This window comes from Hydrogenophaga sp. A37 (genome assembly GCF_002001205.1).
Lineage (GTDB): Bacteria > Pseudomonadota > Gammaproteobacteria > Burkholderiales > Burkholderiaceae_C > Hydrogenophaga.
This window is the reverse complement of the sequence record NZ_MUNZ01000068.1, coordinates 12,635-36,538: the sequence shown is the minus strand read 5'-3', so window position 1 is coordinate 36,538 and position 23,904 is coordinate 12,635. Positions and strand designations below refer to the sequence as shown.

At 67.6% G+C, this 23,904-nt stretch carries 25 protein-coding genes; 14 read left to right on the top strand and 11 right to left on the bottom strand.

Features of this window, described 5'->3' with window-relative positions:
* Window positions 1-7: 7 nt before the first annotated feature.
* The 3 genes from B0E41_RS04810 to B0E41_RS04800 all read right to left on the bottom strand — a co-directional run bounded on the left by B0E41_RS04810 (window position 8) and on the right by B0E41_RS04800 (window position 4,061).
* The gene (locus B0E41_RS04810) at window positions 8-1,276 is read right to left on the bottom strand and encodes a nitrate/nitrite transporter (protein ID WP_077329476.1); all 1,269 of its coding nucleotides are present in this window, start codon (window positions 1,274-1,276) and stop codon (window positions 8-10) included.
* A gap of 170 nt (window positions 1,277-1,446) precedes the next feature.
* Window positions 1,447-2,133, bottom strand: a complete 687-nt coding sequence (locus tag B0E41_RS04805; protein WP_077329474.1) for a response regulator transcription factor — start codon at window positions 2,131-2,133, stop codon at window positions 1,447-1,449.
* Complete coding sequence (locus B0E41_RS04800) at window positions 2,130-4,061, bottom strand: type IV pili methyl-accepting chemotaxis transducer N-terminal domain-containing protein (protein WP_077329472.1); 1,932 nt, start codon at window positions 4,059-4,061, stop codon at window positions 2,130-2,132. The genes B0E41_RS04805 and B0E41_RS04800 overlap by 4 nt, the downstream gene beginning before the upstream one ends.
* 151 nt (window positions 4,062-4,212) lie before the next feature.
* On the opposite strand from B0E41_RS04800, the gene ccoG reads away from it, so the two are divergent.
* A complete protein-coding gene (ccoG, locus tag B0E41_RS04795) occupies window positions 4,213-5,637 on the top strand; it encodes a cytochrome c oxidase accessory protein CcoG (RefSeq protein ID WP_077329469.1) in 1,425 nt (474 codons plus the stop codon).
* 46 nt (window positions 5,638-5,683) lie between these two features.
* Here the strand turns inward: ccoG and B0E41_RS04790 are convergent, their stop codons facing one another.
* Window positions 5,684-6,121, bottom strand: coding sequence for a YciI family protein (locus B0E41_RS04790; RefSeq protein WP_077329467.1), 438 nt, complete (start codon window positions 6,119-6,121; stop codon window positions 5,684-5,686).
* A 375-nt stretch (window positions 6,122-6,496) separates the two neighbouring features.
* Here B0E41_RS04790 and ytfE (B0E41_RS04785) point away from each other — a divergent pair, with 375 nt between their 5' ends.
* The 7 genes from ytfE (B0E41_RS04785) to ubiD all read left to right on the top strand — a co-directional run bounded on the left by ytfE (B0E41_RS04785) (window position 6,497) and on the right by ubiD (window position 12,277).
* Window positions 6,497-7,228, top strand: coding sequence for an iron-sulfur cluster repair protein YtfE (gene ytfE / locus B0E41_RS04785; protein ID WP_077329465.1), 732 nt, complete (start codon window positions 6,497-6,499; stop codon window positions 7,226-7,228).
* A gap of 134 nt (window positions 7,229-7,362) precedes the next feature.
* The gene (locus B0E41_RS04780) at window positions 7,363-8,397 is read left to right on the top strand and encodes a peptidase U32 family protein (protein WP_077329463.1); all 1,035 of its coding nucleotides are present in this window, start codon (window positions 7,363-7,365) and stop codon (window positions 8,395-8,397) included.
* A gap of 2 nt (window positions 8,398-8,399) precedes the next feature.
* Window positions 8,400-9,299 (top strand): U32 family peptidase, encoded by a 900-nt coding sequence (locus B0E41_RS04775; RefSeq protein ID WP_077329461.1) that lies wholly within the window; start codon window positions 8,400-8,402, stop codon window positions 9,297-9,299.
* 16 nt (window positions 9,300-9,315) lie between these two features.
* The gene (locus B0E41_RS04770; protein ID WP_077329458.1) at window positions 9,316-9,831 is read left to right on the top strand and encodes an SCP2 sterol-binding domain-containing protein; all 516 of its coding nucleotides are present in this window, start codon (window positions 9,316-9,318) and stop codon (window positions 9,829-9,831) included.
* Window positions 9,818-10,228: a putative zinc-binding protein gene (locus B0E41_RS04765; protein ID WP_077329456.1), complete on the top strand. Its 411-nt coding sequence runs from the start codon at window positions 9,818-9,820 to the stop codon at window positions 10,226-10,228. Before B0E41_RS04770 ends, B0E41_RS04765 begins: the two co-directional genes overlap by 14 nt.
* On the top strand, window positions 10,209-10,796 hold the full coding sequence (locus B0E41_RS04760) for a UbiX family flavin prenyltransferase (RefSeq protein WP_077329435.1): 588 nt from the start codon (window positions 10,209-10,211) through the stop codon (window positions 10,794-10,796). Before B0E41_RS04765 ends, B0E41_RS04760 begins: the two co-directional genes overlap by 20 nt.
* A complete protein-coding gene (ubiD, locus tag B0E41_RS04755) occupies window positions 10,793-12,277 on the top strand; it encodes a 4-hydroxy-3-polyprenylbenzoate decarboxylase (protein WP_077329414.1) in 1,485 nt (494 codons plus the stop codon). Before B0E41_RS04760 ends, ubiD begins: the two co-directional genes overlap by 4 nt.
* A gap of 54 nt (window positions 12,278-12,331) precedes the next feature.
* On the opposite strand, the gene B0E41_RS04750 is transcribed toward ubiD, so the two are convergent.
* Window positions 12,332-13,279, bottom strand: coding sequence for a GlxA family transcriptional regulator (locus B0E41_RS04750; protein WP_077329394.1), 948 nt, complete (start codon window positions 13,277-13,279; stop codon window positions 12,332-12,334).
* Between the two features lie 108 nt (window positions 13,280-13,387).
* On the opposite strand from B0E41_RS04750, the gene B0E41_RS04745 reads away from it, so the two are divergent.
* The 3 genes from B0E41_RS04745 (at window position 13,388) to B0E41_RS04735 (ending at window position 16,406) form a co-directional block, all read left to right on the top strand.
* Complete coding sequence (locus tag B0E41_RS04745) at window positions 13,388-14,188, top strand: SDR family oxidoreductase (RefSeq protein WP_077329383.1); 801 nt, start codon at window positions 13,388-13,390, stop codon at window positions 14,186-14,188.
* Between the two features lie 56 nt (window positions 14,189-14,244).
* Window positions 14,245-15,159, top strand: a complete 915-nt coding sequence (locus tag B0E41_RS04740) for an alpha/beta hydrolase (RefSeq protein WP_077329381.1) — start codon at window positions 14,245-14,247, stop codon at window positions 15,157-15,159.
* Window positions 15,160-15,221: 62 nt separating this feature from the next.
* A complete protein-coding gene (locus B0E41_RS04735) occupies window positions 15,222-16,406 on the top strand; it encodes an acetyl-CoA C-acetyltransferase (RefSeq protein WP_077329378.1) in 1,185 nt (394 codons plus the stop codon).
* 143 nt (window positions 16,407-16,549) lie between these two features.
* Here the strand turns inward: B0E41_RS04735 and B0E41_RS04730 are convergent, their stop codons facing one another.
* From B0E41_RS04730 to B0E41_RS04710, 5 genes are all read right to left on the bottom strand, one after another.
* Entirely contained in the window at window positions 16,550-18,013 is a 1,464-nt protein-coding gene (locus B0E41_RS04730; RefSeq protein WP_077329377.1) for a 4Fe-4S binding protein, read from the bottom strand.
* Window positions 18,010-18,849 (bottom strand): FTR1 family protein, encoded by an 840-nt coding sequence (locus tag B0E41_RS04725; protein ID WP_077329374.1) that lies wholly within the window; start codon window positions 18,847-18,849, stop codon window positions 18,010-18,012. Before B0E41_RS04725 ends, B0E41_RS04730 begins: the two co-directional genes overlap by 4 nt.
* A gap of 18 nt (window positions 18,850-18,867) precedes the next feature.
* On the bottom strand, window positions 18,868-19,314 hold the full coding sequence (locus B0E41_RS04720; protein ID WP_253194618.1) for a cupredoxin domain-containing protein: 447 nt from the start codon (window positions 19,312-19,314) through the stop codon (window positions 18,868-18,870).
* Window positions 19,314-19,859, bottom strand: coding sequence for an iron transporter (locus tag B0E41_RS04715; protein ID WP_077329372.1), 546 nt, complete (start codon window positions 19,857-19,859; stop codon window positions 19,314-19,316). Before B0E41_RS04715 ends, B0E41_RS04720 begins: the two co-directional genes overlap by 1 nt.
* Before the next feature lie 106 nt (window positions 19,860-19,965).
* On the bottom strand, window positions 19,966-20,445 hold the full coding sequence (locus B0E41_RS04710; RefSeq protein WP_077329369.1) for an Rrf2 family transcriptional regulator: 480 nt from the start codon (window positions 20,443-20,445) through the stop codon (window positions 19,966-19,968).
* Window positions 20,446-20,566: 121 nt separating this feature from the next.
* Here B0E41_RS04710 and ytfE (B0E41_RS04705) point away from each other — a divergent pair, with 121 nt between their 5' ends.
* Window positions 20,567-21,277 carry an iron-sulfur cluster repair protein YtfE gene (ytfE, locus tag B0E41_RS04705; protein ID WP_253194616.1) on the top strand — a complete coding sequence of 237 codons (711 nt, stop codon included), beginning with the start codon at window positions 20,567-20,569 and terminating at the stop codon, window positions 21,275-21,277.
* A 54-nt stretch (window positions 21,278-21,331) separates the two neighbouring features.
* Here ytfE (B0E41_RS04705) and B0E41_RS04700 read toward each other — a convergent pair whose 3' ends face one another.
* Window positions 21,332-22,273, bottom strand: coding sequence for a LysR family transcriptional regulator (locus B0E41_RS04700; protein WP_077329365.1), 942 nt, complete (start codon window positions 22,271-22,273; stop codon window positions 21,332-21,334).
* Window positions 22,274-22,384: 111 nt separating this feature from the next.
* On the opposite strand from B0E41_RS04700, the gene B0E41_RS04695 reads away from it, so the two are divergent.
* Both B0E41_RS04695 and rpe read left to right on the top strand, forming a co-directional pair.
* Complete coding sequence (locus tag B0E41_RS04695; RefSeq protein WP_077329525.1) at window positions 22,385-23,092, top strand: HAD-IA family hydrolase; 708 nt, start codon at window positions 22,385-22,387, stop codon at window positions 23,090-23,092.
* A gap of 40 nt (window positions 23,093-23,132) precedes the next feature.
* Window positions 23,133-23,885, top strand: coding sequence for a ribulose-phosphate 3-epimerase (rpe, locus tag B0E41_RS04690; RefSeq protein ID WP_143433659.1), 753 nt, complete (start codon window positions 23,133-23,135; stop codon window positions 23,883-23,885).
* Window positions 23,886-23,904: the final 19 nt, after the last annotated feature.

Below are 23,904 nucleotides of genomic sequence, written 5' to 3'. Positions count from 1 at the left end.
TGCCGGTTCAGTTTTGAAGGGAGAAAGATTTGGCGTCCGCGCCCATGACCGGGGTTTGGCGCACTTCGGTCCAGTACATCCAGATCAGCGAGACCCAGACCACGCCGTACATCAGCATGAAAGCGCTGGAGCGGATGCCAGTGAGGTCCATCAGCGCGCCAAACATGATGGGGAGCACGAAGCCGCCCATGCCGCCGGCCAGGCCGACGATGCCGCTGATGGCGCCGATGTTCTTCGGGTAGTCGTCGCTGATGTACTTGAAGACGCTGGCCTTGCCGAAGGCCCAGGCGATGCCCAGGATGAACATCAGGCCGGTGAAGGTGTAGACGTTCAGGCCGATGTGGAAGGTCTGCGGGCCGTTGACCGTCTGGATGGTGAAGTCGGTCTGCGGGTAGCTCAGCAGGAACAGGCAGATCCAGCTCACCCACATCACCCACCAGGTGACCTTGTGGGCGCTGTATTTGTCCGCCAGGATGCCGCCGATGGCGCGCAACACGCCGCCGGGCAGCGAGAAGCAGGCGGCCAGCAGAGCGGCGACGCGGATGTCCAGGCCGAACTCGCCGACGTAGTACTGCACCATCCAGAGCGAGAGCGCCACGTAGCCGCCGAACACGATGCTGTAGTACTGGCAGTACTTGATGACCTTGGGGTCCTTCAGCGCCTTGAGCTGGTCTTTGAAGCTCACGTTGCTTGGCACCAGGTGCGCCGGGTCGCTGTGGCTGAAGAGCCAGAACAGCACCACCGTGCCCAGCATGATGGCCGCATAGACCTGCGGCACCATGGTCCAGCCAAAGGCCACCAGCAGCACCGGCGCGACGAACTTGTTGACCGCCGCACCCGAGTTGCCCGCGCCGTACACGCCCATGGCCATGCCCTGGCGGTGCTTGGGGAACCAGCGCGCCACGTAGGGCGTGCCGACCGAGAACGATCCGCCCGCCAGACCGACGAAGAGGCCGATGGTGAGGAAGTGCCAGTAGGCGGTGGCGTAACTCATCATCCAGATCGCCGGCACGGTGAGCGCCATCAGGATGGTCATCACGATGCGGCCGCCGAAGCGGTCGGTCCAGATGCCCAGCGGCACGCGGATCAGCGAGCCGGTCAGCACCGGCGTGGCCATCAGCAGGCCGAACTGGGTGGAGTTGAGGTCGAGCGCTTTCTTGATCGGTATGCCGATCACGCCAAACATCATCCACACCATGAAGCACACGGTGAAGGCCAAGGTGCTGACGATCAGCACCGACCAGGCTTTTCTTTGATTGCGAAGTTCAGAGGCCATGTTCTTTCTCCAGAGACATGGCAAGACTGTCCGGTTTTGCCCGGCGGCTGAACATCCACCGGTGGCACGCGCGCTCACGGCAGAAGGACGATGCGCCCACAGGGCGGCATCGTCCGGAAGAACTACCCCGGGGCCGGAATCACACGGGCTTGATGTGGATCAAGCGGATTTCAAACCAGCCCATGGCTGGTCGCGAACACCGCAGCCTGCACCCGCGAACTCAGCCCCAGCTTGCGCAGGATGTGCTGCACATGGATCTTCACCGTGGTCTCGGCGATGTCGAGCGCGCGCGCGATCAGCTTGTTGCTGTCGCCGCGTGCGATCAGCAGCAGGATCTCGCGCTCGCGCGGCGAGAGCAGGGCGGGCGAAGGGCCGTTGGGCGGTTCCAGAGGGGCCGGTGTGGTCTCGGCCGGGCGGGCGCGGAACACCGAGACCAGCTTGGTCAGCATCTCGGGGCTGATCACCGATTCGCCGTCCAGCACCTTCACGATGGTCTCGGCCAGCTGGTCGGACTCCACCGTCTTGAGCAGGTAGCCGTCGGCCCCGGCGCGCAGGGCGGCGGCGAGGTCGTCTTCGTTTTCGCTCACGGTGAGCATCAGGATGCGCGTGCCCGGCGCGGCATCTTTCAGCGTGGGGATGGCGTCCACCCCGCGCACCCCAGGCAGATGGTTGTCAAGCAGGATCACGTCGGGCCGGGGCGCCTGCGCCAGGCAGCGCAGCGCCTCGCCGATGTCGCCCGCCTCACAGACCACCTCGAAGCGCTCGTCCTGCGAGAGCAGGGCCCGCAGGCCGCGGCGAAACAGGTGGTGGTCGTCGACCAGCAGCAGCTGGATGCGGGGTGTGGGGGTTTGGGTCATGGGGCAGGCAGGATCTCAGACAGTTCTTGCAGGTTGAGGCCCAGCGTGCCGATGCCTTGGGCGCTCACCGGGTACGGGGGCAGGGTCAGGGTCACCGTGGTGCCCTGGCCGGGGCTTGACTCCAGCTCGACGCTGGCACCGATGCGTTCGGCCCGCTCGCGCATGATCTTCATGCCGACGTGGTTTTCGCTGCGCTGCTGGCCGGTGTCGAAGCCCGCGCCGTTGTCGCGCACCACAAAGCACCAGCGCGCGGCCTTGTGCACGTCCAGGCTCACGTGGCTGGCGCCCGCGTGCTTGCGCACGTTGGACAGGGCTTCCTGCAGCACGTGCAGCACCTGCACCTGCACGTCGGCCGGCAGCGGCAGGCCTTGCCCTTCCAGCTGCAGGCGCGTGGGCAGGCCGGTCTGGTGCTGGAACTTCTGCAGCGTTTCCTGCAGCGCGGCCTCGATGTCGTCGGTGTTGGTGCGGGTGCGGAAGTGCACCAACAGCTCGCGCACGTCGTTGATGCTTTCTTTCAACCCGGCGTCGAGTTCGTCCAGCGTGGTGTTCACCTTGTCGGGCTGCTGCTTCTGCACCGCGCTGCGCAGCAGCCCGGCCTGGATCTTCAGGAACGCAAGCGACTGCGCGATCGAATCGTGCAGTTCGCGCGCCAGCAGGGCCCGCTCTTCACCCACCGCGGCTTCGCGCTCCAGCGCGGCGGCGCGCAGGCCTTCGAGCGCGCTGGCGAGGTGGCTGGCCAGCGCGTCGAGCAGCTCGGTTTCGTCGGCGTTGAGCTGCACCTCACTGCGGAAGAAGAGGTCGATCTCGCCGATCAGCCGCTGCTGCAGCCGCACCGGCACGCTCACCAGGCTTTCGTAGCCCGCGCGCGCGCAGTGGCGCATGGGCGCGGCGTCGTGGGTGTGGATAGGGATCACGCGCGTGCGGGCGTCTGGCTTGAGGTTGCCGCAGGCGCAGGCGCCGGCCAGCAGGCTGCGCTCTTCCTCCTGCATGTCCTGCGGAAAACAGTCGGAGGCCAGCATCAGGTAGCGCTGGTTGGCTTCGTCGGACCAGCGCACCGCCACCGCGTCGGCCTTCATGACCTGGCGCACCCGCTGCGAGAAACCACGCGAGAGCTCTTCGATGGTGTTCGCCTGCGCGAGAAAGGCGCTCACTTCGTAGAGCGCTTCCAGCCGGGCACGCTGTGCCTCGATGCGCTGCGTCTTGGCCTGCACCTTGGCCTCCAGTCCTTCGTAGAGCGACTGCAAGGTGCTGGCCATGCGGTTGAAGCCGGCCGCCACCTGGCCAAACTCGTCCTGCGTGTCGACGTCGATGCGGGTGCCGAATTCGCCCGCTTCCACCCGCGCCAGCACCTTGCGCAGGTGCGCCAGCGGGTTGATCACGTAGAGGTAGCCGGTGTAGAGCATGATCACCGCGCTGCCGATGGCCAGCGCCATCATCACGAACTGGAACAGGTTGAGGATGGCGGTGTAACCCGAGAGCTGCTTCTCGATCACGAGCACGAAGCGGTCGATGGCGTCGACGAACTCGCCCGCGGCCTGCAGCGAGCGCGTGGCGTCGGGCGGCACCTCGCCCAGCCACAGCGGGCGCTGGTTCTGCCAGAGCGCTTCAACGATGACGAACTGCTGGCTCACCTCGTCGTCCCAGGGCACGAAGAGTGGGCGGCTCGGGTCGCCGCTGCGCAGCAGGCCCAGGCTCTGGTCGAACTCGGCCACCAGCGCGTTGATGTCGCTGGCCGGCAGCTGGGCCGCCACCGAGCTGTTGAGGCGCCAGGTCTGCATGCGCATGCGGCCGGCCTCGTTCACCGCCGCGGCACCGCCTTCGAGTTGCCAGGTCACCCACAGCGTGAGGCCGATCGAGGCCAGCGCGATGACCAGCAGGCCCGCGCCGATGCGGATCAGCTTGATCGAGAGGGAGACGGTGGAGGCCATGGGTGTAGGTTAGCGGCTTTGCGCGCGCCCCGATACACCGAGGCGGGGATTCTGGCCCGGAGACCCTGGGTCAAGCAAGGACATGCCCGGTGCCTGGTGTTCCAACTAAGGTGCATCTAAAATGCATATTTTAGGTTGCCCCACCGCCGCCATGTCAACACCTCCCGAACCGGCGGCGCAGCCGGTGTTCTTTCCCCTGCTGGACCAGCAACAGAAGATCTATCCCCGCTCGGTCAGCGGCCGCTTCGCGCGCTGGCGCTGGGTGATGGTCTGGCTGACCCAGATCGTGTTCTACGGCCTGCCCTGGCTGCAGTGGAACGGCCGTCAGGCCGTGCTCTTCAACCTGGAAGAACGCCACTTCTACGTGTTCGGCCTGGTGCTGCAGCCGCAGGACTTCATCTACCTCGCGGCGCTGCTGGTGCTCTCGGCGCTGGGGCTGTTTTTCGTCACCGCCATCGCCGGCCGCGTGTGGTGTGGCTACGCCTGTCCACAGACCGTCTACACCGAGATCTTCCTGTGGGTCGAGCGCCGCATCGAGGGCGACCGCAGCGCCCGCATGCGGCTGGACGCGAAGCCCTGGGGGCTGGAGAAGCTGGCCCGCAAGATCGGCAAACAGGCGGCCTGGATCGCCATCGCGCTGTTCACCGGCTTCAGCTTCGTCGGCTACTTCATCCCCATCCACAGCCTGGCCGAACAGAGCCTGGCGCTGACGCTCACGCCCTGGGCCACCTTCTGGGTCTTCTTCTACGGCTTCGCCACCTACGGCAACGCCGGCTTCCTGCGCGAGCAGGTCTGCAAATTCATGTGCCCCTACGCCCGCTTCCAGAGCGCGCTGATCGACATGGATTCGATGGTCATCGCCTACGACGCGAAGCGCGGCGAGAACCGGGGTGCGCGCTCGCGCAAGGCCGACCCGAAGGCATTGGATCTGGGCGACTGCATCGACTGCACGCTGTGCGTGCAGGTCTGCCCGACCGGCATCGACATCCGCAACGGCCTGCAGAACGAATGCATCGCCTGCGCGGCCTGCATCGACGTCTGCGACGAGGTGATGGACAAGATGGGTTACGCCCCCGGCCTCATCCGCTACTCCTCGGGCAACGGCATCGCGCAGGGCTGGTCGGTCGCGCGCATGCTGCGCCGGGTGTGGCGGCCGCGGGTGCTGACCTACGCCGCGCTGCTGCTGGTGCTGGGCAGCGCCTTCGTCTGGAGCGTCGGGAACCGCAGCGACTACAGCGTGGCCGTCAGCCGCGACCGCGGTGCGCTGGCGCGCCAGACCGGCAACGGCGACACCGAGAACACCTACCAACTGCAGATCACCAACAGCCTGGAGCAGCCCCAGGGCTATGTCGTCCGCGTCTCTGGCCAGGAGGGGCTGCGGCTTGACACGGCTGCGGGGCTGCTGGTCGGCGCGACCAGCACCCACAGCATGGCGGTGCGGCTGGTGCTGCCGCTGGCCTGGGCTCAGCGCCACAGCGGAGAGACGCTGCCGGTGGTGTTCCAGATCGAACCCGACACGGCGGGCGCCCACCAGCCGGTCGAGGTGAAGAGCACCTTCATCGTGCCGCGCTATTGACGCGGCGGGGCGGGGCGAAAGGCCAGCGCCCAGCCCGCCCGGGAACCTACTCCCTTGCCTGCCAGACCGCTGCGCTCCAGGTGGGCGCGGCGGATTGGATGAGCTTGAGAATCTCGGGCGGAAGGTCACCAGGCCCGGTCAGCTGGCGAACCTCCAGCACGTCGTCGGAACCCCACCCGGAGGGCGCGCGCAGCGCCCACTCAATGGCTTCTTCGAGCGACTTCACCTCGATGATGTAGAAGCCTCCGACCAGCTCCTTCGACTCAGCGAAAGGACCGTCAACGAGGTGCCGCTTGCCCTGCGAAACCGCGACACGCGCGCCCCGCGCCGCAGGGTTCAGTCCCTCGGACGCGATCAAGATGCCGGCCTGGTGCATCGCTTCGTTGAACTGCATGTAAGCCGTGAAGAGCTTCTCGTCGAAACCCGTTGGCGGGTCTGTTTTCGCGTCGCCCGTGCCTGCCTGTGCTGTGATGATGAATCGCATCGTGATTTCTCCGTTGGTTGGTGTTGGGTGGTGCCGCCACTGCCACGACGAACGGTAACGCTTCGGATCGACATGGGCACGCATTTTTTGTTCGCCAGGCTTCAGCGAGAAGGCAAAGCTGCTGGGATTCGTGATTCAACCCGCGACGCCCACTCCGCCCGCGAATGCTGCGGTCGCACTCAGTCTTCGGAATCCGCATCGGTTCTGAAGACGGGGGGTGATGGCGCCCATTCGCGGCAGCGAAGGGCAAATCGTCGCTCTGTCGTGTGGGGCATCGTTCTTTCGGACAGCTCGTGTCGTTCTATAGAAATATTCACTCCACATGAATTTGATCTTCCAATACATGCAGCAAACATGCATGTATTAGGAAGCCCCATGAACCACGCCGCCACCGTTGCCCTTCCCACCACCGACCGCGCCCAGCAGGCCATCGGCCAGATCGCCGTTGATCTGCCGGGCTCCACCGCGGTCTTTCGCCGCCTCAAGCTCGACTTCTGTTGCGGCGGCCAGATTCCGCTGCAGCAGGCCTGCGCCAGCAAGGGCCTGCCGCTGGACGCGGTGCTCGACGAGCTCTCGCAGCTGGAGCGCCCGAACACCCTGCCCGTCACCGAGTCGCCCGAGGCGATGGTGGACCACCTCCTGGTGCGCTACCACGCGGTGCACCGCGAGCAGTTGCCCGAACTGATCCGCATGGCGCGCCGCGTGGAAGCGGTGCACAGCAACAACCCCGACGTGCCCGCCGGTCTGGCCGAGCACCTGGAGATCATGGAGGCCGAGTTGCTGGACCACATGGAGAAGGAAGAACAGGAGCTGTTCCCCCTGCTCAGGAGCGGCGGGCGTTCGCTGGCCACCGGGCCGATCAACATGATGCGCAGTGAGCACACCAGCCACGGCCTGCAACTGGACCGGCTGATGGAGCTCACGAACGACGCCACGCCGCCGATGGGCGCCTGCAACACCTGGCGCGCTCTGTACACGGGCATCGCGCAGTTCTCCGACGACCTGATCAACCACATCCACACGGAAAACAACCTGCTGTTTCCGCAGTTTGAGGAAGAGGAACTGCAACCGTCCACCGGCTGCGGATCGGCCTGCGGTTGCGCTTGAGACCAGGCCACTTGCGCCAGATCAAGCCATGAGCCCATTGACCCAGGTCAACGCCCGCGCGGTGGGCGGTTGATAAGGTCGCGCCGGCCTGGTTTCGGCCAGTCCACCGCGCCCTGCTCACGACCTACTCATCTATGGCCACCGACCGCACGTTAGAGAACCCCCGCACCCTGGAGCTGGTCTGCCCGGCCGGCAGCCTGCCCGCGCTCAAGGCCGCGGTGGACCATGGCGCGAACTGCGTCTACCTGGGTCTGCGCGACGCGACCAATGCGCGCAACTTCGCCGGCCTGAACTTCGACGACGCGGCCATCGCGACTGGTGTGGCCTATGCGCATGCGCGTGGCTGCCAGGTGTTCATGGCGCTCAACACCTACCCCCAGGCCGCGCAGCCGGAGCGCTGGCGCACCGCGATGGACAAGGCGGTGAACCTGGGCGTGGACGCGGTGATCCTGGCCGACCCCGGCCTGATGCGCTACGCCACACAACGCCATCCGCAGCTGCGGCTGCACCTCTCGGTGCAGGGCTCGGCCACCAACCCCGAGGCGATCAACCTCTACCACCGCGAGTTCGGCATTTCGCGCGCCGTGCTGCCGCGCGTGCTCTCGCTCGACCAGGTGCGCCAGGTGGTGCAGAAGACGCCGGTGGAGATCGAGGTGTTTGGCTTCGGCAGCCTGTGCGTGATGGTCGAGGGGCGCTGCGCGCTCTCGTCCTACGTCACCGGCGAGTCGCCCAACACGCACGGCGTGTGTTCACCCGCCAAGGCGGTGCGCTGGCAGGAAACGCCGAGGGGTTTGGAGTCGCGGCTCAATGGTGTGTTGATCGACCGCTACGCCGCTGGCGAGAGCGCGGGCTACCCCACGCTGTGCAAGGGCCGCTTCGATGTCGAGAACGACACCAGCTACTACGCGATCGAAGAGCCCACCAGCCTCAACACGCTCTCGCTGTTGCCGCAGCTGGCGCAGATGGGCGTGCGCGCGATCAAGATCGAAGGCCGCCAGCGCAGCCCGGCCTACGTGGCCCAGGTGACGAAGGTCTGGCGCGAAGCCATCGACAGCTGCCAGGCCCAGCCCCAGCACTACACGCCCAAGAGTGCCTGGATGGCCGCGCTGGACCAGGTGGCGGAGGGCCAGCAGCACACCTTGGGCGCCTACCACCGTCCATGGAAGTGACCATGAAACTCTCTCTCGGACCCCTGCAGTACCACTGGCCGCGCCAGACCGTGTTCGACTTCTACGAGGCGATGGCAGCGACGGCGGTGGACATCGTCTACCTCGGCGAGGTCACGTGCTCGCGCCGCCACGAGCTGCGCCTGTGTGACTGGCTGGACGTGGCCGAGCTCATGCGCGCGGCGGGCAAGACCGCCGTGCTGTCCACCCAGGTGCTGCTGGAGTCGGGCTCGGACGTGAGCGCAATGCAGAAGATCGCGGCGAACACCGACTTCGTCATCGAGGGCAACGACATGGGCGCGGTGAGCGCGCTGGCCGGTGAACGCGGTTTCGTCGCCGGCCCGCACCTCAACGTCTACAACGGCCCCACGCTGCAATGGATGGCGTCGCTGGGTGCATCGCGCTGGGTGGCGCCGCTGGAGATGCCGCGCCAAGACCTGGCCCTGCTGCAGCAGCAGCGCCCGGCCGGCCTGCAGACCGAGGTGTTCGTGCACGGCCGCCTGCCGCTGGCGTTTTCGGCCCGCTGCTTCACCGCGCGCCACCGCAACCTGCCCAAGGACGACTGCCGCTTCAGCTGCATTCACCACCCCGACGGCCTGATGCTCAAGACGCGCGAGCAGGCGGAGTTCCTGGTGTTCAACGGCATCCAGACCCAGTCCGCGCGGGTGCACAGCTTGATCGACGCCTGGGACGATCTGACGGCGCTCGGCGTGGACGTGGCGCGCATCAGCCCGCAGTCCTTGCACACGGCGGAGGTGATCGGCCTGTACGACGCGGTGCGCCGCGAAACGTTGAACGGCCCTGCGGCGCGCGCCGCGCTGCTCGGCCTGTTGCCCGACCGCGACTGCAACGGCTACTGGCACGGCCAGCCCGGGCAGGAGCGCGTCGAACCCGCCCTGGCCTGAACACCCCCACCGCCCCATGACCCACACCTTTGTCCAGTCCCAGCGCCACACCGTCCCGCCGCCGCTCGCCGCGGTGCTCTCGCGCCTGCCGCCGTACCCCGGCTCGCTGCTGCTGGTAACCGGGCTCAACCTGGTGCTGGCGCGCCAGCTGCCTGCCGACGTAGCCGAGCGCCTGCAGGGCCAGCGCATCCGCATCCACGTGCGAGACGCCGGCCTGAAGTTCGACTTTGCCTGGCGGGGCACGGTGTTCCGCGCCAGCGCGCCGCAGCCCGCCACCGAGCTCACGCTGAGCGCCAACGCGCACGACTTCCTGCGCCTGGCGCAGCGGCTGGACGACCCCGACACCCTGTTCTTCAACCGCCGCCTCTCCATGGAGGGTGACACCGAGCTGGGTCTGGTGGTCAAGAACGCGCTCGACGCGCTGGAGCTGCCGGTGTTCGACTTTGCGCAATGGGCGCCAGCGGCGATGCGCTCCCGTCTGAAGCAGTTGCGCCCCTCGTGGGCGCCAGGTTCCCGCCATGGCCCGCGCTGACCCCCACCTGCCCATCGTCTACGCGTGCTCCGGTTGCTCCAGCGCCGCGCAGCTGGCCAACCACGTGGCCGTGCGGCTGGACCGCATGGGCACGGCCGAAATGTCCTGCATCGCGGGCATCGGCGGTGACGTGCCCAGTCTGCTGAAGACGGCCCGCTCGGGGCGCCCCATCGTGGTCCTGGACGGTTGTCCCCTGGAGTGCGCGCGCCACTGCCTGGGCCGCCACGGCATCGAACCCACCCAGCACCACCAGTTGAACGTCTACGGCGTGCGCAAGCGCCTGCACCAGGATTTCGACCCGGACCAGGCCGAGGCCGTGCTGTTCCGGGTGCGCAACGACCTGCAGCGCCTCTTGCAAGACACCGCCACGCCACCCGATGAGCCCTCCACCCCCTGAACCACGCCGCCTGCTGGTGGCCATCACCGGCGCCAGCGGCGCGGTCTACGGCCTGCGCCTGCTGCAGGTGCTGCAACACGCGCCCGGGGTGCAGATCCACGCGGTGGTGTCCGACGCGGGCTGGCTCACGCTGCGCCATGAGCTGGACGTGAACGCCGATGCGCTGCGCCCGCTGGTGCACACCCTGCACGACGCGGCCCAGCTTGGCGCCGGCCCGGCCAGCGGCTCGTTCCGCTGCAGCGGCATGGTGGTCGCACCTTGCTCCATGCGCACGCTCGCGGCCATCGCGCACGGCCTGTCGGACAACCTGGTCACGCGCGCCGCCGACGTGATGCTCAAGGAACGGCGACGCCTGGTGCTGATGACCCGCGAGACCCCGCTGCACCTGGGCCACCTGCGCAACATGGTGAGCGTGACCGAGATGGGCGCCATCGTCTGCCCGCCCATGCCCGCCTTCTACCTGCGGCCCCAAACGATCGACGAGCTGGTGGACGCCAGCGTGGCGCGCGTGCTCGATCTGCTCGACGTGCCGCACACGCTGAGCCAGCGCTGGGAAGGGCTGAAATGACCTACCGCGACTTGCGCGACTTCATGGCCCAGCTCGAAGCCGCCGGCGAACTGCGGCGCGTGCGCGAACCGGTCTCGCCCCACCTGGAAATGACCGCGCTGTGCGACCGCGTGCTGCGCGCCGGTGGCCCGGCCCTGCTGTTCGAGCGGCCCACCGGCCACTGCATGCCGGTGCTGGGCAACCTGTTTGGCACCACGGGCCGCGTGGCGCGCGCCATGGGCGTGAGCAGCCTGGGCGAGCTGCGCCAGTTTGGTGAGGTGCTCGCCGCACTCAAGGAGCCGCAGGCGCCGGGCGGGCTCAAAGACATGGTGGCCTTGAGCGGCCTGATCAAGACGCTGTGGCACATGAGCCCCAAGGAACGCAGCTCCGCGCCCTGCCAGGACCTGGTGTGGGAAGGTGCCGACGTGGACCTGGCGCGCCTGCCCATCCAGCACTGCTGGCCGGACGACGTGGCCCCGCTCATCACCTGGGGCCTGGTGATCACGCGCGGGCCGCACAAGACACGGCAGAACCTGGGCATCTACCGCCAGCAGGTGCTCTCGCGCAACCAGCTCATCGTGCGTTGGCTCGCGCACCGCGGCGGCGCGCTCGACTTTCGCGACCACTGCCGGCAGCACCCGGGCCAGCCCTACCCGGTGGCCGTGGCCCTGGGCGCCGACCCAGCCACCATCCTGGGCGCGGTCACGCCGGTGCCCGACAGCCTCTCCGAATACCAGTTCGCCGGCCTGCTGCGCGGCGCACGCACCGAGGTCGTCCGCGCCGTGGGCGTGCCGCTGCAGGTGCCGGCCTCGGCCGAGATCGTGCTCGAAGGCCACATCCAGCCCGATGCCTCGCACCCCAGCGGCTGGCAACACGCGCTTGAAGGCCCCTACGGCGACCACACCGGCTACTACAACGAACGCGCCGAGTTCCCGGTGTTCACGGTCGAGCGCATCACGATGCGCCGCGACGCGATCTACCACTCCACCTACACCGGCAAGCCGCCGGACGAACCCGCCATGCTCGCGCTGGCGATGAACGAGCTGTTCATCCCGCTGCTGCAGCGCCAGTTCCCCGAGATCACCGACTTCTACCTGCCGCCCGAGGCCTGCAGCTACCGCATGGCGGTGGTGCAGATCCGCAAGGCCTACGCCGGCCATCCGCGGCGCGTGATGATGGGCGTGTGGAGCCACCTGCGCCAGTTCATGTACACCAAGTTCGTGCTGGTGGTGGACGAAGACATCGACGTGCGCAACTGGGCCGAAGTCATCTGGTCCATGAGCACGCGCATGGACCCGGTGCGCGACACGATGATGATCGAGCACACCCCCATCGACTACCTCGACTTCGCCTCACCCGTGAGCGGCCTGGGCAGCAAGATGGGGCTGGATGCGACGAACAAATGGCCCGGCGAAACGCAGCGCGAATGGGGCCGGGTGATGGCCATGGACCCGACGGTGACGGCCCGCATGGAGCCGCTGTTCGCAGCGCTGATGGCGTGAGAAGCCCCCATTCAGGTTTTTGGTGTTGCGGTGTCACTGTCATCTCGACACGCTTCAGGACCCCAGGCGGGCGTCGCGCCGGAGTGACTGAGGCGGCTTGCCGAAGCCGCGCATGAACGCCTCGCGAAGGTGGCGCCGGTCGCGGAAGCCCGTTTCGCGTGCAACCACCTCCAGCGGATGGCGGCTGCGCTCGATCATCAAGCGTGCCGCCTCCACGCGCAGACGCTCTACCGCCTTGGCTGGCGACTGCCCGGTCTCTGCGGTGAAGACACGGCTGAACTGGCGCGGGCTGAGGTTCGCGGCCGCAGCGAGTTCTTCCACGCCCAGCGACTGCGCCAGGTGGCCGCGTGCATGCTCCAGCGCGCGCGCGATGCGGTCCGAGCGTGGCGCGAGTTTCAGGATCTCCGAATGCTGCGACTGGCCGCCCGAACGGCGCTGATGCATGACCAGCCGGTGTGCCACTGATCGCGCCACGTCGTCGCCAAGATCCTTCTCGACGAGGCCGAGCGCCAGGTCCAGCTCCGCCGTCATGCCGGCCGAGGTCCAGATCGGGTCATCGGCGATGAAGATGCGGTCCGGCTCGACCTGGACGTCTGGATGCCGCTGTTGCAGTGCGTCCGCATAGGCCCAGTGCGTCGTGGCACGTCGCCCTGCCAGCAAGCCGGCATCGGCCAGCACGAAGGCTCCGGTGCACAGCCCCACGGTCCGACGCGCCCGAGCGCTGCACTTTCGCAGCGCATGCAGCAATTCGGGTGGTGATGGTGTGGCCAACGGGTCGATCACGCCCACCACCATCCAGGTGTCGGCCGCGCTGCGCGCGGTGAAGGGCCTTGTCTGCAGGGCAGTGCCCAGTGAAGCCTTCACGCTGCCGCCGGGCATCGAGTGACAAGTCATCTCGTAGAAGGGCTCGCCCGCCACCAGGTTGGCGAACTCGAAGACCGCCTGTGTGGCCAGCGCCATCACCTGGAAGCCAGCCGGCAGGACGTAGCCTATTTTGTGCATGTGATTCTCCGGAGACGATGGCATAAAACATGACTATAAGCGTCATTTACGACATGCGCCAGACAGCGCAATATTGGCTCCATCGCAACCCCGAAACGGAACACCACCATGACGCAGACCAACTTGGGCACCGCCCTCATCACCGGAGCCTCCTCCGGCATTGGAGCCCTCTACGCCGACCGCCTGGCGCGACGAGGCTACGACCTGATCCTCGTCGCCCGCAACCGCGAGCGTTTGAACCCATTGGCGGAGGACATCAGCAGCCGCCACGGCCGCGCGGTGGAGGTCTTTCCCGCCGACCTGAACAACCCGGTGGAGCTGCGCAGCGTGGAAAACAAGCTCAAGCGCGATGCGAGCATCACCCTGCTGGTCAACAACGCCGGCATCGGCACACACACGTCGCTGCTGGAGAGCGACGTGGACCAGATGTCTCGCATGATCGACCTCAACGTCACGGCGCTGACCCGGCTGAGCTACGCGGCGGTGCCCGGCTTCGTGGCACGCGGCAACGGCGCGTTGATCAACATCGCCTCCATCGTGGCCGTCTCGCCGGAAGCCTTGAATGGCGTGTATGGCGGCAGCAAGGCCTTCGTGTTGGCCTTCAGCCAATCGCTGCAGCACGAGCTGGCCGGCAAGGGCGTGCGGGTGCAAGCCGTGCTGCCGGGTGCGACGGCCACCGGGTTCTGGGCACGCGGCGGCCTTCCCGTGGAGCACCTGCCGGCGCAGATCGTGATGCGTGCCGAAGACCTGGTGGATGCCGCCTTGCAGGGCTTCGAGCGCGGCGAGTCGGTGACGCTTCCGTCGCTGCACGACGGCGCCCTCTGGGACGCCTTTGAGGGCGCGCGCAAGGCGATGGCGCCCCACCTGTCGAGCAACGAAGCGGCGTCGCGCTACCAGCCCTTGCGCTGAGTGGTCGCATCGCATTCGGCCTGCATCCCCCCCAAAAAAATTCAAGGAAACCCACCGTGCCACCCACCAGCAATGATTCACTGTCCGCCATCAAGATTCCCGGGACGGATCAACACTTTCTCGATCCGCTCGGATCACGCGAGGGAAGCGTGGGGCGATTGCGCTATCTCTCGGGTGGAATGGGGCCACCGTTGGTCTTGCTGCACACCGTGCGCACCCAGGCCGAGCACTTCCGTCACCTCATCCCACTGGTCCAGGATCGGTACACGGTGTATGCCCTCGATCTCCCAGGGATGGGCTACTCGCAGATCGTGCCGGGCGCCTCTTATGACGAGCCCACGATGCGCGCGGCGGTCAAGCGCCTCATCACCCGCCTCGACTTGCGCGACGTGACGCTGCTCGGCGAGTCGATGGGCGCGACGCTCGCCCTCACCACCGCGGCCGATCTGCCAGAGAGAGTGCGGCGTGTCGTGGCGATCAATGCGTATGACTATGCGGGCGGCATCGCGCGGTCCAGCCTGCTGGCCCGGTTCGTCGTGACCGGCGCGCTGGCGCCGGGTGTCGGCCAGACCATCGCGGGTGTCCAACCCAAGCCGATCGTGCAAGCCGTGCTCCGTGGGGGTCTCGGCAACGCGGCCGCCCTGCGCGATGACTACCTCGATGAACTGTTGAAGGTCGGACGTCGGCCCGGCTATCCGGTCGTTGCCCGCGCGGTGTACGGCAACCTGCCCAGCCTCATCGCGGCCCGCGCCCGTTACCCCGAGATCAGTGCACCGGTCCATTTCATCTACGGCGAAAAAGATTGGTCACGACCGTCGGACCGACAAGCCAACAAGCAGCTCCTTCCTGCCGCCGACTTCGTTCAGGTGCCTGGCGCCGGTCACTTCATCGTCCTCGAGCGGCCGGACGTGCCTGCCAAGGTGTTGAACGACGCGATGCGAATCGCGAGCGTTCCGAAAGCCGCGGCCTGATGCCGCTCGGCGCGAAATCTCCTCTGAGCTTCGATCAACCCGCAACAACCTGAGGTGCCCTCATGCCTACCCCTGACATCGTTCTCTGCGCGCCGGTCCGAACACCGATCGGCAGTTATGGCGGCTCGCTCAAGGAAACGTCCGCGTCCGCACTGGGTGCCGCGGTGATTCGCGAGACCCTTCATCGCTCAGGTCTGGCCGCCGAAGCCGTCGACACCGTGGTGATGGGACACGTGATCCAGGCCGGCACTCGGATGAATCCGGCACGACAAGCCGCCATCGGCGGCGGACTGCCTGTGCAGGTGCCCGCACTGACGGTGAATCGGGTGTGCGGATCGGGTGCACAAGCGATCGCAACGGCGGCACTCGAGATCGCGGCGGGTTATGCCGCGGCTGCGGTTGCCGGCGGCATGGAGAACATGGACCAGGCCCCCTATCTCGTGCCCGGCGCGCGCTGGGGACACCGCATGGGGGACGCTGAGATGCTGGACAGCATGCTGCGAGACGGTCTCCATGATGCTTTCAGCGGTCAACACTCGGGCTGGCATACCGAGGATCTCGTCGGTCGCTACGGCATCACGCGCGAGGACCAGGATCGCTGGGCCGCCCGTTCCCAGCAACGGTTCAGCGCGGCTCAGGCTGCCGGCAAGTTCGCGGAAGAGATCGTCGCCATCGAGCTCTCCGGCCGCAAGGGACCGGTGAGCTTCTCCAGAGACGAAGCCCATCGGCCCGACACCACGGTCGAATCACTGGCCAAGCTCAAACCGGCGTTTCGAAAGGACGGAACGATCACGGCCGGCAACGCGCCAGGGCTCAACAGCGGCGCAGCGGCGATGATCGTTGCGGAGCGCAGCTTTGCGGAGAAGCAGGGGCTGCGGCCATGGGCGCGCCTGGTCTCGCACGGCGTCGCGGCGGTTGAGCCGGGCATGTTCGGTATCGGGCCGGTGCCGGCGGTCAAACTGGCCCTGGAACGCGCCAACTGGAAGCACACGGACATCCAGCGCATCGAGATCAACGAGGCCTTCGCCGCGATCACGCTGGCCTGCCTGCGTGAGCTGGACCTGCCGGAAGACATCGTCAACGTCGAGGGTGGCGCCATCGCCCACGGCCACGCCATCGGCGCAACGGGCGCCGTGCTGACCACGCGCTTGCTGCATTCGATGCGACGCGACGGCTTGAAGCGGGGCATCGTGACCTTGTGCATCGGCGGCGGTCAGGGCATCGCGCTGGCGCTCGAAATGCTCTGATGAACAAGAGATTGCATCGATGAGCTGCACCTTCGATCTGTGGAGATGAAGTTCTTCTCGCTCTACAGACCGTTTCGCGATCCGAGTCGGTGATCGTGCCCACGCTCAGCAGCAGGCCGCTGGTGAGCACCTGTGCGGAGCACTCACCACCAGAAAAACAGCGCCGACCAGCCGGCCACCACCAGGCCGGCACCGACGGCGATGAGGCCGGTCGCGAGAGCGCGGCGCGCCCGGCTCTGGCTGTGGACCGCGCTGGACTGCCAGGCCAGCCACAGGCCCCACAGGGCCGCGCCCGCGAGCAGCAGGGCGCGGGTGGCGTCCACCCAGGGCACGGCGAGCCCTTCGTGGCGCAGCATGGTCACGGTGGTCATGGATAGCCCCAGGAACGCCCCGCAGCCCCCGAGCGGCACGTAGGCCAGGGCCAGGTGGTGCTGCGCGCCGGGGCGGGCGAGGGCGCGCGCGGCGACCAGGCACAGCCCGTACAGCGCGGCCCCCACCGCCAGCCCGGTGGCCAGGATGTAGGCCACGATCAGCACGCCGTCGAGCCAGACGAACACGTCCTGGTTCTGCGGGTAGTGCGTGAGCAGCCACCAGGGCGCGTTGTCCGACAGCAGCCACCACCAGCCCCGCTCCACCGCCCAGTCGGCCAGCGCCACGCGCAACGCCACAAAGCCCGGGCTGGCGCCCCAGTGAAAGGCGCCCATCGCCACGCCGATGAGCCCGAACAGCAGCAGGGCCGTGTCCCAGCCGCTGGCCGTGTTCGCGCCGTGGCGCACGATCTCCGAGCCGGGCGCGCGCGCGACCAGGGTCACCGCATCGCGCTGGCCGCTGCAGCGGCCGCACATGTGGCAGGCCGCGGCGCTTTCCATGCGGCGGATGTCGATCAAGGGCGCGCAGTTGGGCAGGTGGGTGATGCCGCCGGTGCGCGCCTCCCAGCGCGCCCGGTCCACCTGGAAGTGCAGCGGCGCGAGCCGCGCCAGCAGGCCGAACACGCCGCCCACCGGGCACAGGTGGCGGCACCAGACCCGCTTGCCGCGCCCGACCCACGCGCCCACCAGCACGGCCGCCACGGTGGAACCGCCCAGCACCAGCAGGGCGGCCTGCGGGTACTGGTACACGCTCACCAGCTGGCCGTAGATGGTGGTGATGACGAAGGCCCCGGCGGGCCAGCCGCCCCAGCGCATCCAGCGCGGAATGCCGCGCCCGCGCCCGTGGCGGCTCACCGCTTCGCTCAGCGCGCCCTCGGGGCAGAACACCCCGCACCAGACGCGGCCCAGCAAGACCATGCTCAGCAGCACGAAGGGCCACCAGATGCCCCAGAACAGGAACTGCGCGAACAGGCCCAGGTGGTTCAGGATGCGCGCGGCATCGTCGGGCAGCGGCAGCAACGCCGGCAGCACCACCAGCACCGCGTAGGCCAGCACGATGGCCCACTGCACGCCGCGGATCAGGCGGCCATGGCGGCGCATGGCGTCGCCCAGCGCCGGCAGTGCGCCCACCGGGCGGCGCGCCACGAAGTGCAGGGGCACGGGAGCTGCGAGCGCTGCTCCTTCGTCCTGCGGGCTGCGCTGCGAGCTGGCGTCGCCACAGCCCAGAATTGCACTCATGACCGCACCGTGGCGGGCAGGGCCCGCGCCGGCTGGCCGGCGCGCAACAGGGCCGCCACACCGAGCCAGAACCCGACGTAGGCCAGCACCGTGATCAGCGCGGGCTGCGCCCGGTAGCCGGTCAGCGCCGCGAGCAGGCCGCCCATGGCGCCGCTGTCGTCCAGCCAGCCGGCGCTGTTCCAGAGCGGGTCCACCAGCGTGGGCAGCACGTCCAGCGAGATCAGCCGGTCCACCGCGTTGACCCACAGGGACGCGGCGAGCAACAGCAGCAGGGCCTCGCTGAGGCGGAAGAAACTGCGCCACGACAGCCAGCGCCGACCCGACTGCAACAGCCAAAAGCTCGCCAGCGCCAGCCCCAGGCCCAGCAGCGCCGATGCGGCGAAGCCCAGCTGACCAGCGCCGGTGTGCCGGCCGGCCACGCCGTAGAGAAAGATCACGGTTTCGCTGCCCTCGCGCGCGATGGCCAGCGCCGCCAGCAGCGCGATGCCCCAGCCGCTGGCGCGCGCGAGCTGGCCAGCGGCCTGGTGTTCGAGGTCCTGCCGCAGGGCGCGGCCGTGGCGGCGCATCCACCACACCATCTGCAGGATCAGCGCCGCCGCGCTCAGCACCATCACCGCCTGGAACCATTCGCCGGACTCGCCGTCCAGCACGCTGGCCGCGCCCAGCATGAGCAGCGCCAGCCCGAGCGCGGCGACCAAGCCCAGCGCCACACCTGCATAGAGCCAGCGCAGGCCCCAGGCCCGGTCGGGGCGCTCGCTGAGCCAGGCCCGCAGGATGCCGACCACCAGCAGCGCTTCCACGCTTTCGCGCCAGGTGATGAAGATGACCTCGCCCATGGTGTGCTCCTGTGGGTGTCAACGCGCCACGATGGCGCCTTGCCCCGTGGTCTGGTGGAAATCGTCGAAGAAGCGGTAACGGCCCGCGTCCAGCGGGCGGAACACCAGCGATGAGGTCACGCCCGGCGCCAGCACCTTTTCCTTGCGCAGCTCCAGGCTCTCGAACTCCACCGGATCGGGCCCGGCGTTCGTGATCTCCAGCCGGAACTTCAGCCCCTTCGGCACCACCAGCTCCGCCGGCTCGAACCGCCCCTCCCGGGCCGTGAGCCGGTAGGTCGGCATGCCATCCGCCTGCGCCAGGCCCAGGGCCGAACCCATGAGCAACGCCGCCAGCAGCCGCACACACCAGTTCAACCTGCCGGAGCGCGAGGCAGCCCAGCCCAGGACACCGCCGGGCCGGCTCCGCCGGACGGCTGGTGTCGCCCCCTTGAGGGGGTCGCGCGCAGCGCGGCAGGGGTGGGGCATCAATACCCGCCTTTCTTGCCCGTGCCCGCGTAGGTGAACTCGTAGCTCACGTCGAAGGGCTTGAACCATGGAGCGACGCCGGTTTCCTTGTCGGTGTGGCGGCCAAAATGCGCCGCGTGGTCGCCCGGCGGGCTGATGCGCAAGGTCAGCTTGTATTTGCCGGGGCCCATCAGCTTGACGTTGTCACCGTAGTGCGGGCCGTCGGAGGCCACCATCGGCATGAAGTGGCCGCTGACCTTGTCGGTCGTGCCCAGCTTGAGCAGTTCGAAATCGATGCTGAGGTGGGGCATCCAGGCCCCTTCCTCGAAGCCGTTCGGGTGGTCCTTGAGCGCGTGGATGTCGGCTTCGAGGTGGATGTCCGAGGCTTCGGCCTTGCGCATCATGCCCTCGGGCTCCATCTTGACCGGCGCCAGGTACACCGCGGCGATCTCCATGCCGGCCAGCTTGTGCGGCGTGCCGATCGGGAATTCCTTGGCATGCGCGGCGAAGGACAAGGACAGGGCGGCACTGGCCGCGAGCGTGGCGAAGAAAGGGGTGAATTTCATGGGTGATCCTTGGTGTCTCGAAGACGGGCAGGCTGCACCGTCCGAGTCGGATGCTAAACACGAATCACTCCTATTTGCTTGACCCAAATCAAGCTTCGGTCACGCCCTACAAATCCGGCAGCCCGGGGATGTGTTTCACCACCCGCACGAGCTTGCGCGCGCCAGGTCCCGGAGATGGCATGGGTTCCAGCAGATCGGCCAGGGTCACGCCGTCGAGCACCGCGAGGTAGCTGTCCATCGCGCGCTGCAGCGTGCCTTTGAGTCGGCAATGGCCGTCGAGGCGGCAGGTGTTGTGTTCGCTGTCAAAACACTCGACCAGGGTGAAGTCGGTTTCGGTCAGGCGGATCACCTCGCCCAGCACGATGGCTTGCGCCGGCTTGAGCAGGCGCAGGCCGCCGCCGCGCCCGCGCGTGGTCTCCAGCAGGCCCATGCCCGAGAGCGTCATCACGATCTTGGTCAGGTGGCTGCGCGAAATGCCGTGGGCCTCGGCGATTTCGCTGATGGTGGCGGGCTTGTCGCGCTGCGCGCAGGCCGCACAGTACATCAGCACCCTCAGGCTGTAGTCGCTCCAGTGGGTCAGTCGCATGCCGTGATCTCCTGCGGGGTCGTTCTTCCGGATACCCCGTGTCGTTCTGTGGAAATATTCACTTGGTATGAATTTTATCTTCTAATACATGCATTGAATGTGCATGTTTAAAGGACGCCCCGTGAACCACACCCCCACCGTTGCCATCCCCACCACCGACCGCGCGCAGCAGGCCATCGGCCAGATCGCCGTCGATCTGCCGGGAGCCACGGCCGTCTTCCGCCGGCTCAAGCTCGATTTCTGTTGCGGTGGCCAGGTGCCGCTGAAGCAGGCCTGCGACAGCAAGGGTCTCCCGCTGGATGCGGTGCTGGCCGAGCTGGTCTCGCTGGAGCGCTCCAGCGAGCCGCCCGTCACCGAGTCGCCGGAGGTGATGATCGATCACATCCTGGCCCGCTACCACGCGGTGCATCGCGAGCAACTGCCGGAGCTGATCCGCATGGCACGCCGTGTGGAAGCGGTTCACCGCGAAAGCCCCGACGTTCCCCACGGTCTGGCGGAACACCTGGAGGCGATGGAGGACGAGCTGCTGGACCACATGGACAAGGAAGAGCAGATCCTGTTCCCGATGCTGCAGGCGGGCAGCCAGCCGCAGGCCTCGGGCCCCATCCATGTCCTGCGTGAGGAGCACAACGGCCACGGCCTGATGCTGGAACGGCTGATGGCGCTGACCGGTGACGCCACCCCCCCGAGGGGCGCCTGCAACACCTGGCGCGCCCTGTACGCTGGCATCGCGCAGCTGTCGGACGACCTGATCAACCACATCCACCTCGAAAACAACCTGCTGTTCCCGTTGTTCGAGCCGGCGCCCCAGGCACCTCAGGTGGCGGCCTGAGCCTCGGCGCGGCGCCGCATCGACCCGCTCGCTGCGGCGCTCATTGGGCTGACCTCACGCCGTCGGCTGCAGGCGCAGCAGGCGCCCGTATTTTTCCGCCAGGTGGCCCTCCGCCCGCTCCAGCATGAAATAGCGGAACGCCTCGGCCGCGGGTGACAGCAGCTTGGAGAGCGTGTGCACCACGTTCCAGGCGCGCACGATGGGCGTGTCTTCCACGTCGAGCGTGGCAATCAGCCCGTGCTCCAGCTCCAGGCCGATGGTGTGCAGCGACAGGAAGCTGATGCCCATGCCCGCCATCACGGCCTGCTTGATGGTTTCGTTGCTGCTCATCTCCATCACCACGCGCGGCTCCATGCGCGACTTCTCCAGGAACTTCTCCATCGCGGCGCGCGTGCCCGAGCCGCGCTCACGCAGGATGAAGCCGTAGGGTTTGAGCGAATCCACCGTGGGGTGACCCACCTTGAGCAAGGGGTGGTCGGTGGGGGCGACGAACACGTGGGGGTGCGCGGCAAAGGGCTCGGCCCGGGTGGCCAGCTCCTTGGGTGGGCGGCCCATGATGGCGATGTCCACCTCGTTGCCGTGCAACATCTTCACCAGCTGCTCGCGGTTGCCCACGGCGAGCCGGATCTCCACGCCCTCGTGCTCGTGCTGGAACTCGGCCAGCAGCCGGGGCAAAAAATACTTGGCGGTGCTGACCATGCCGATGGTGAGCGTGCCCGTCTCCAGCCGCTGCAGGCGCGCGGCGGCGTCCTCGGCGTCCTTGAGCGTGGCGATCACCTTGCGTGCGTAGACCAGCATGTATTCGCCCGCCGTGGTCAGCGCGACCTGGCGGCCGGTGCGCTCGAACAGGGGCAGCCCCACATGGCCCTCCAGCTCCTTCACCTGCATGGTCACGGCCGGTGGCGTGAGGTGCAGCACCTCGGCCGCGCGCGCAAAACTGAGGTGTTTGGCGACCTCGGTGAACACCCTGAGCTGGCGGAAGGTGGCGTTTCTCATTCAGCAATCACTTAATTGAAAATGCATTAATCGTGAATTTACCTTATTTGATGCCGTCCCTATAGTCCGTCCATCTGCCCGACTGCCGGGTCTTGAAGCCAGGTGAACACCATGTTGAATGCACTGATTTTTGATGTCGATGGCACCCTGGCCGACACGGAGAGCGTGCACCTGGAAGCGTTCAACCACGCTTTCAAGGTCGAGGGACTGGGCTGGCACTGGACGGTGGAGCAGTACACCCGGCTGCTCGACATCTCGGGCGGCAAGGAGCGTTTGCTGCACCACTGGCGCAGCGTGGACCCGGACCTCAAAGAGGTGGACGCGGGCGCGGTGCGCGACACCATCCACCGCCTGCACGAAACCAAGACCGCGTACTACGAAAACGCGGTCAACAACGGCGCCGTGCACCTGCGCCCGGGCGTGCTGGCCCTCATGAGCGAGGCGCGCCGCCTGGGCCTGCAGCTGGCCATCGCCACCACCACCTCGCCGGTCAACATCGCCGCGCTGCTGCGCTCGGCCATCGGCACCGACTGGCGCTCGCACTTTCTCGCCATCGGCGATGCCAGCAACGCCCCGATCAAGAAGCCGAACCCGCAGGTCTACATGAAGGTGCTGGCCGAGCTGGGCCTGCGCGCGGCGGACTGCGTGGCCTTCGAAGACTCGGCCAACGGCCTGCGCGCCGCCCGCGCAGCGGGGCTGGACACCGTGATCACCCCCAACGGCTTCACCGCCCACCACGACTTCACGGGCGCGCTGCGGATCGTGCCCGACCTGAGCGGCGTCAATGTGGCCCGGCTCAAGGAGTGGCACAACCGCTGAAACGCCCTTGCGATCGTTCTCTTCACATACCCCGTTTCCCATGACCCTCCGCATCGCCCCCTCCATCCTGTCCGCCGACTTCGCCCGCCTGGGCGACGAGGTGCGCGCCATCGAAGCCGCCGGCGCGGACCTGGTGCACTTCGACGTGATGGACAACCACTACGTGCCCAACCTCACCATCGGCCCGCTGGTGTGCGAGGCGATCCGCCCTCACGTGAAGATCGGCATCGACGTGCACCTGATGGTCGAGCCGGTGGACGCGCTGATCCCGCTGTTTGCCAAGGCCGGCGCCAACATCATCACCTTCCACCCCGAAGCCAGCCGCCATGTGGACCGCACGCTGCAGCTGATCCGCGACCACGGCTGCAAGGCCGGCCTGGTGTTCAACCCGGCCACGCCGCTGGGCCTGATGGACCACGTCATGGACAAGCTCGACGTGGTGCTGCTGATGAGCGTGAACCCCGGTTTTGGCGGACAGGCCTTCATCCCGTCCACGCTGGCGAAGCTGCGTGCCGCCCGCCAGCGCATCGACGCCCACACCGCTGCAACGGGTCGCGAGATCTGGCTGGAGGTGGACGGCGGCGTGAAGGTGGACAACATCGCGCAGATCGTGGCCGCCGGTGCCGATACCCTGGTGGCGGGCAGCGCCGTGTTTGGCGCACCCGACAACGATGGTGGCTACCGCACGGTGATGAAAACCCTTCGTAAGAATGCCGACCCCCACACTCCGTCGCTTCGCGAGTCGCTGCCCCCCGAGGGGGTGCGTTCTCAGCTTGGGGCGGCCCGGCGCTGAGAACCGTCCGCTGTCCCAC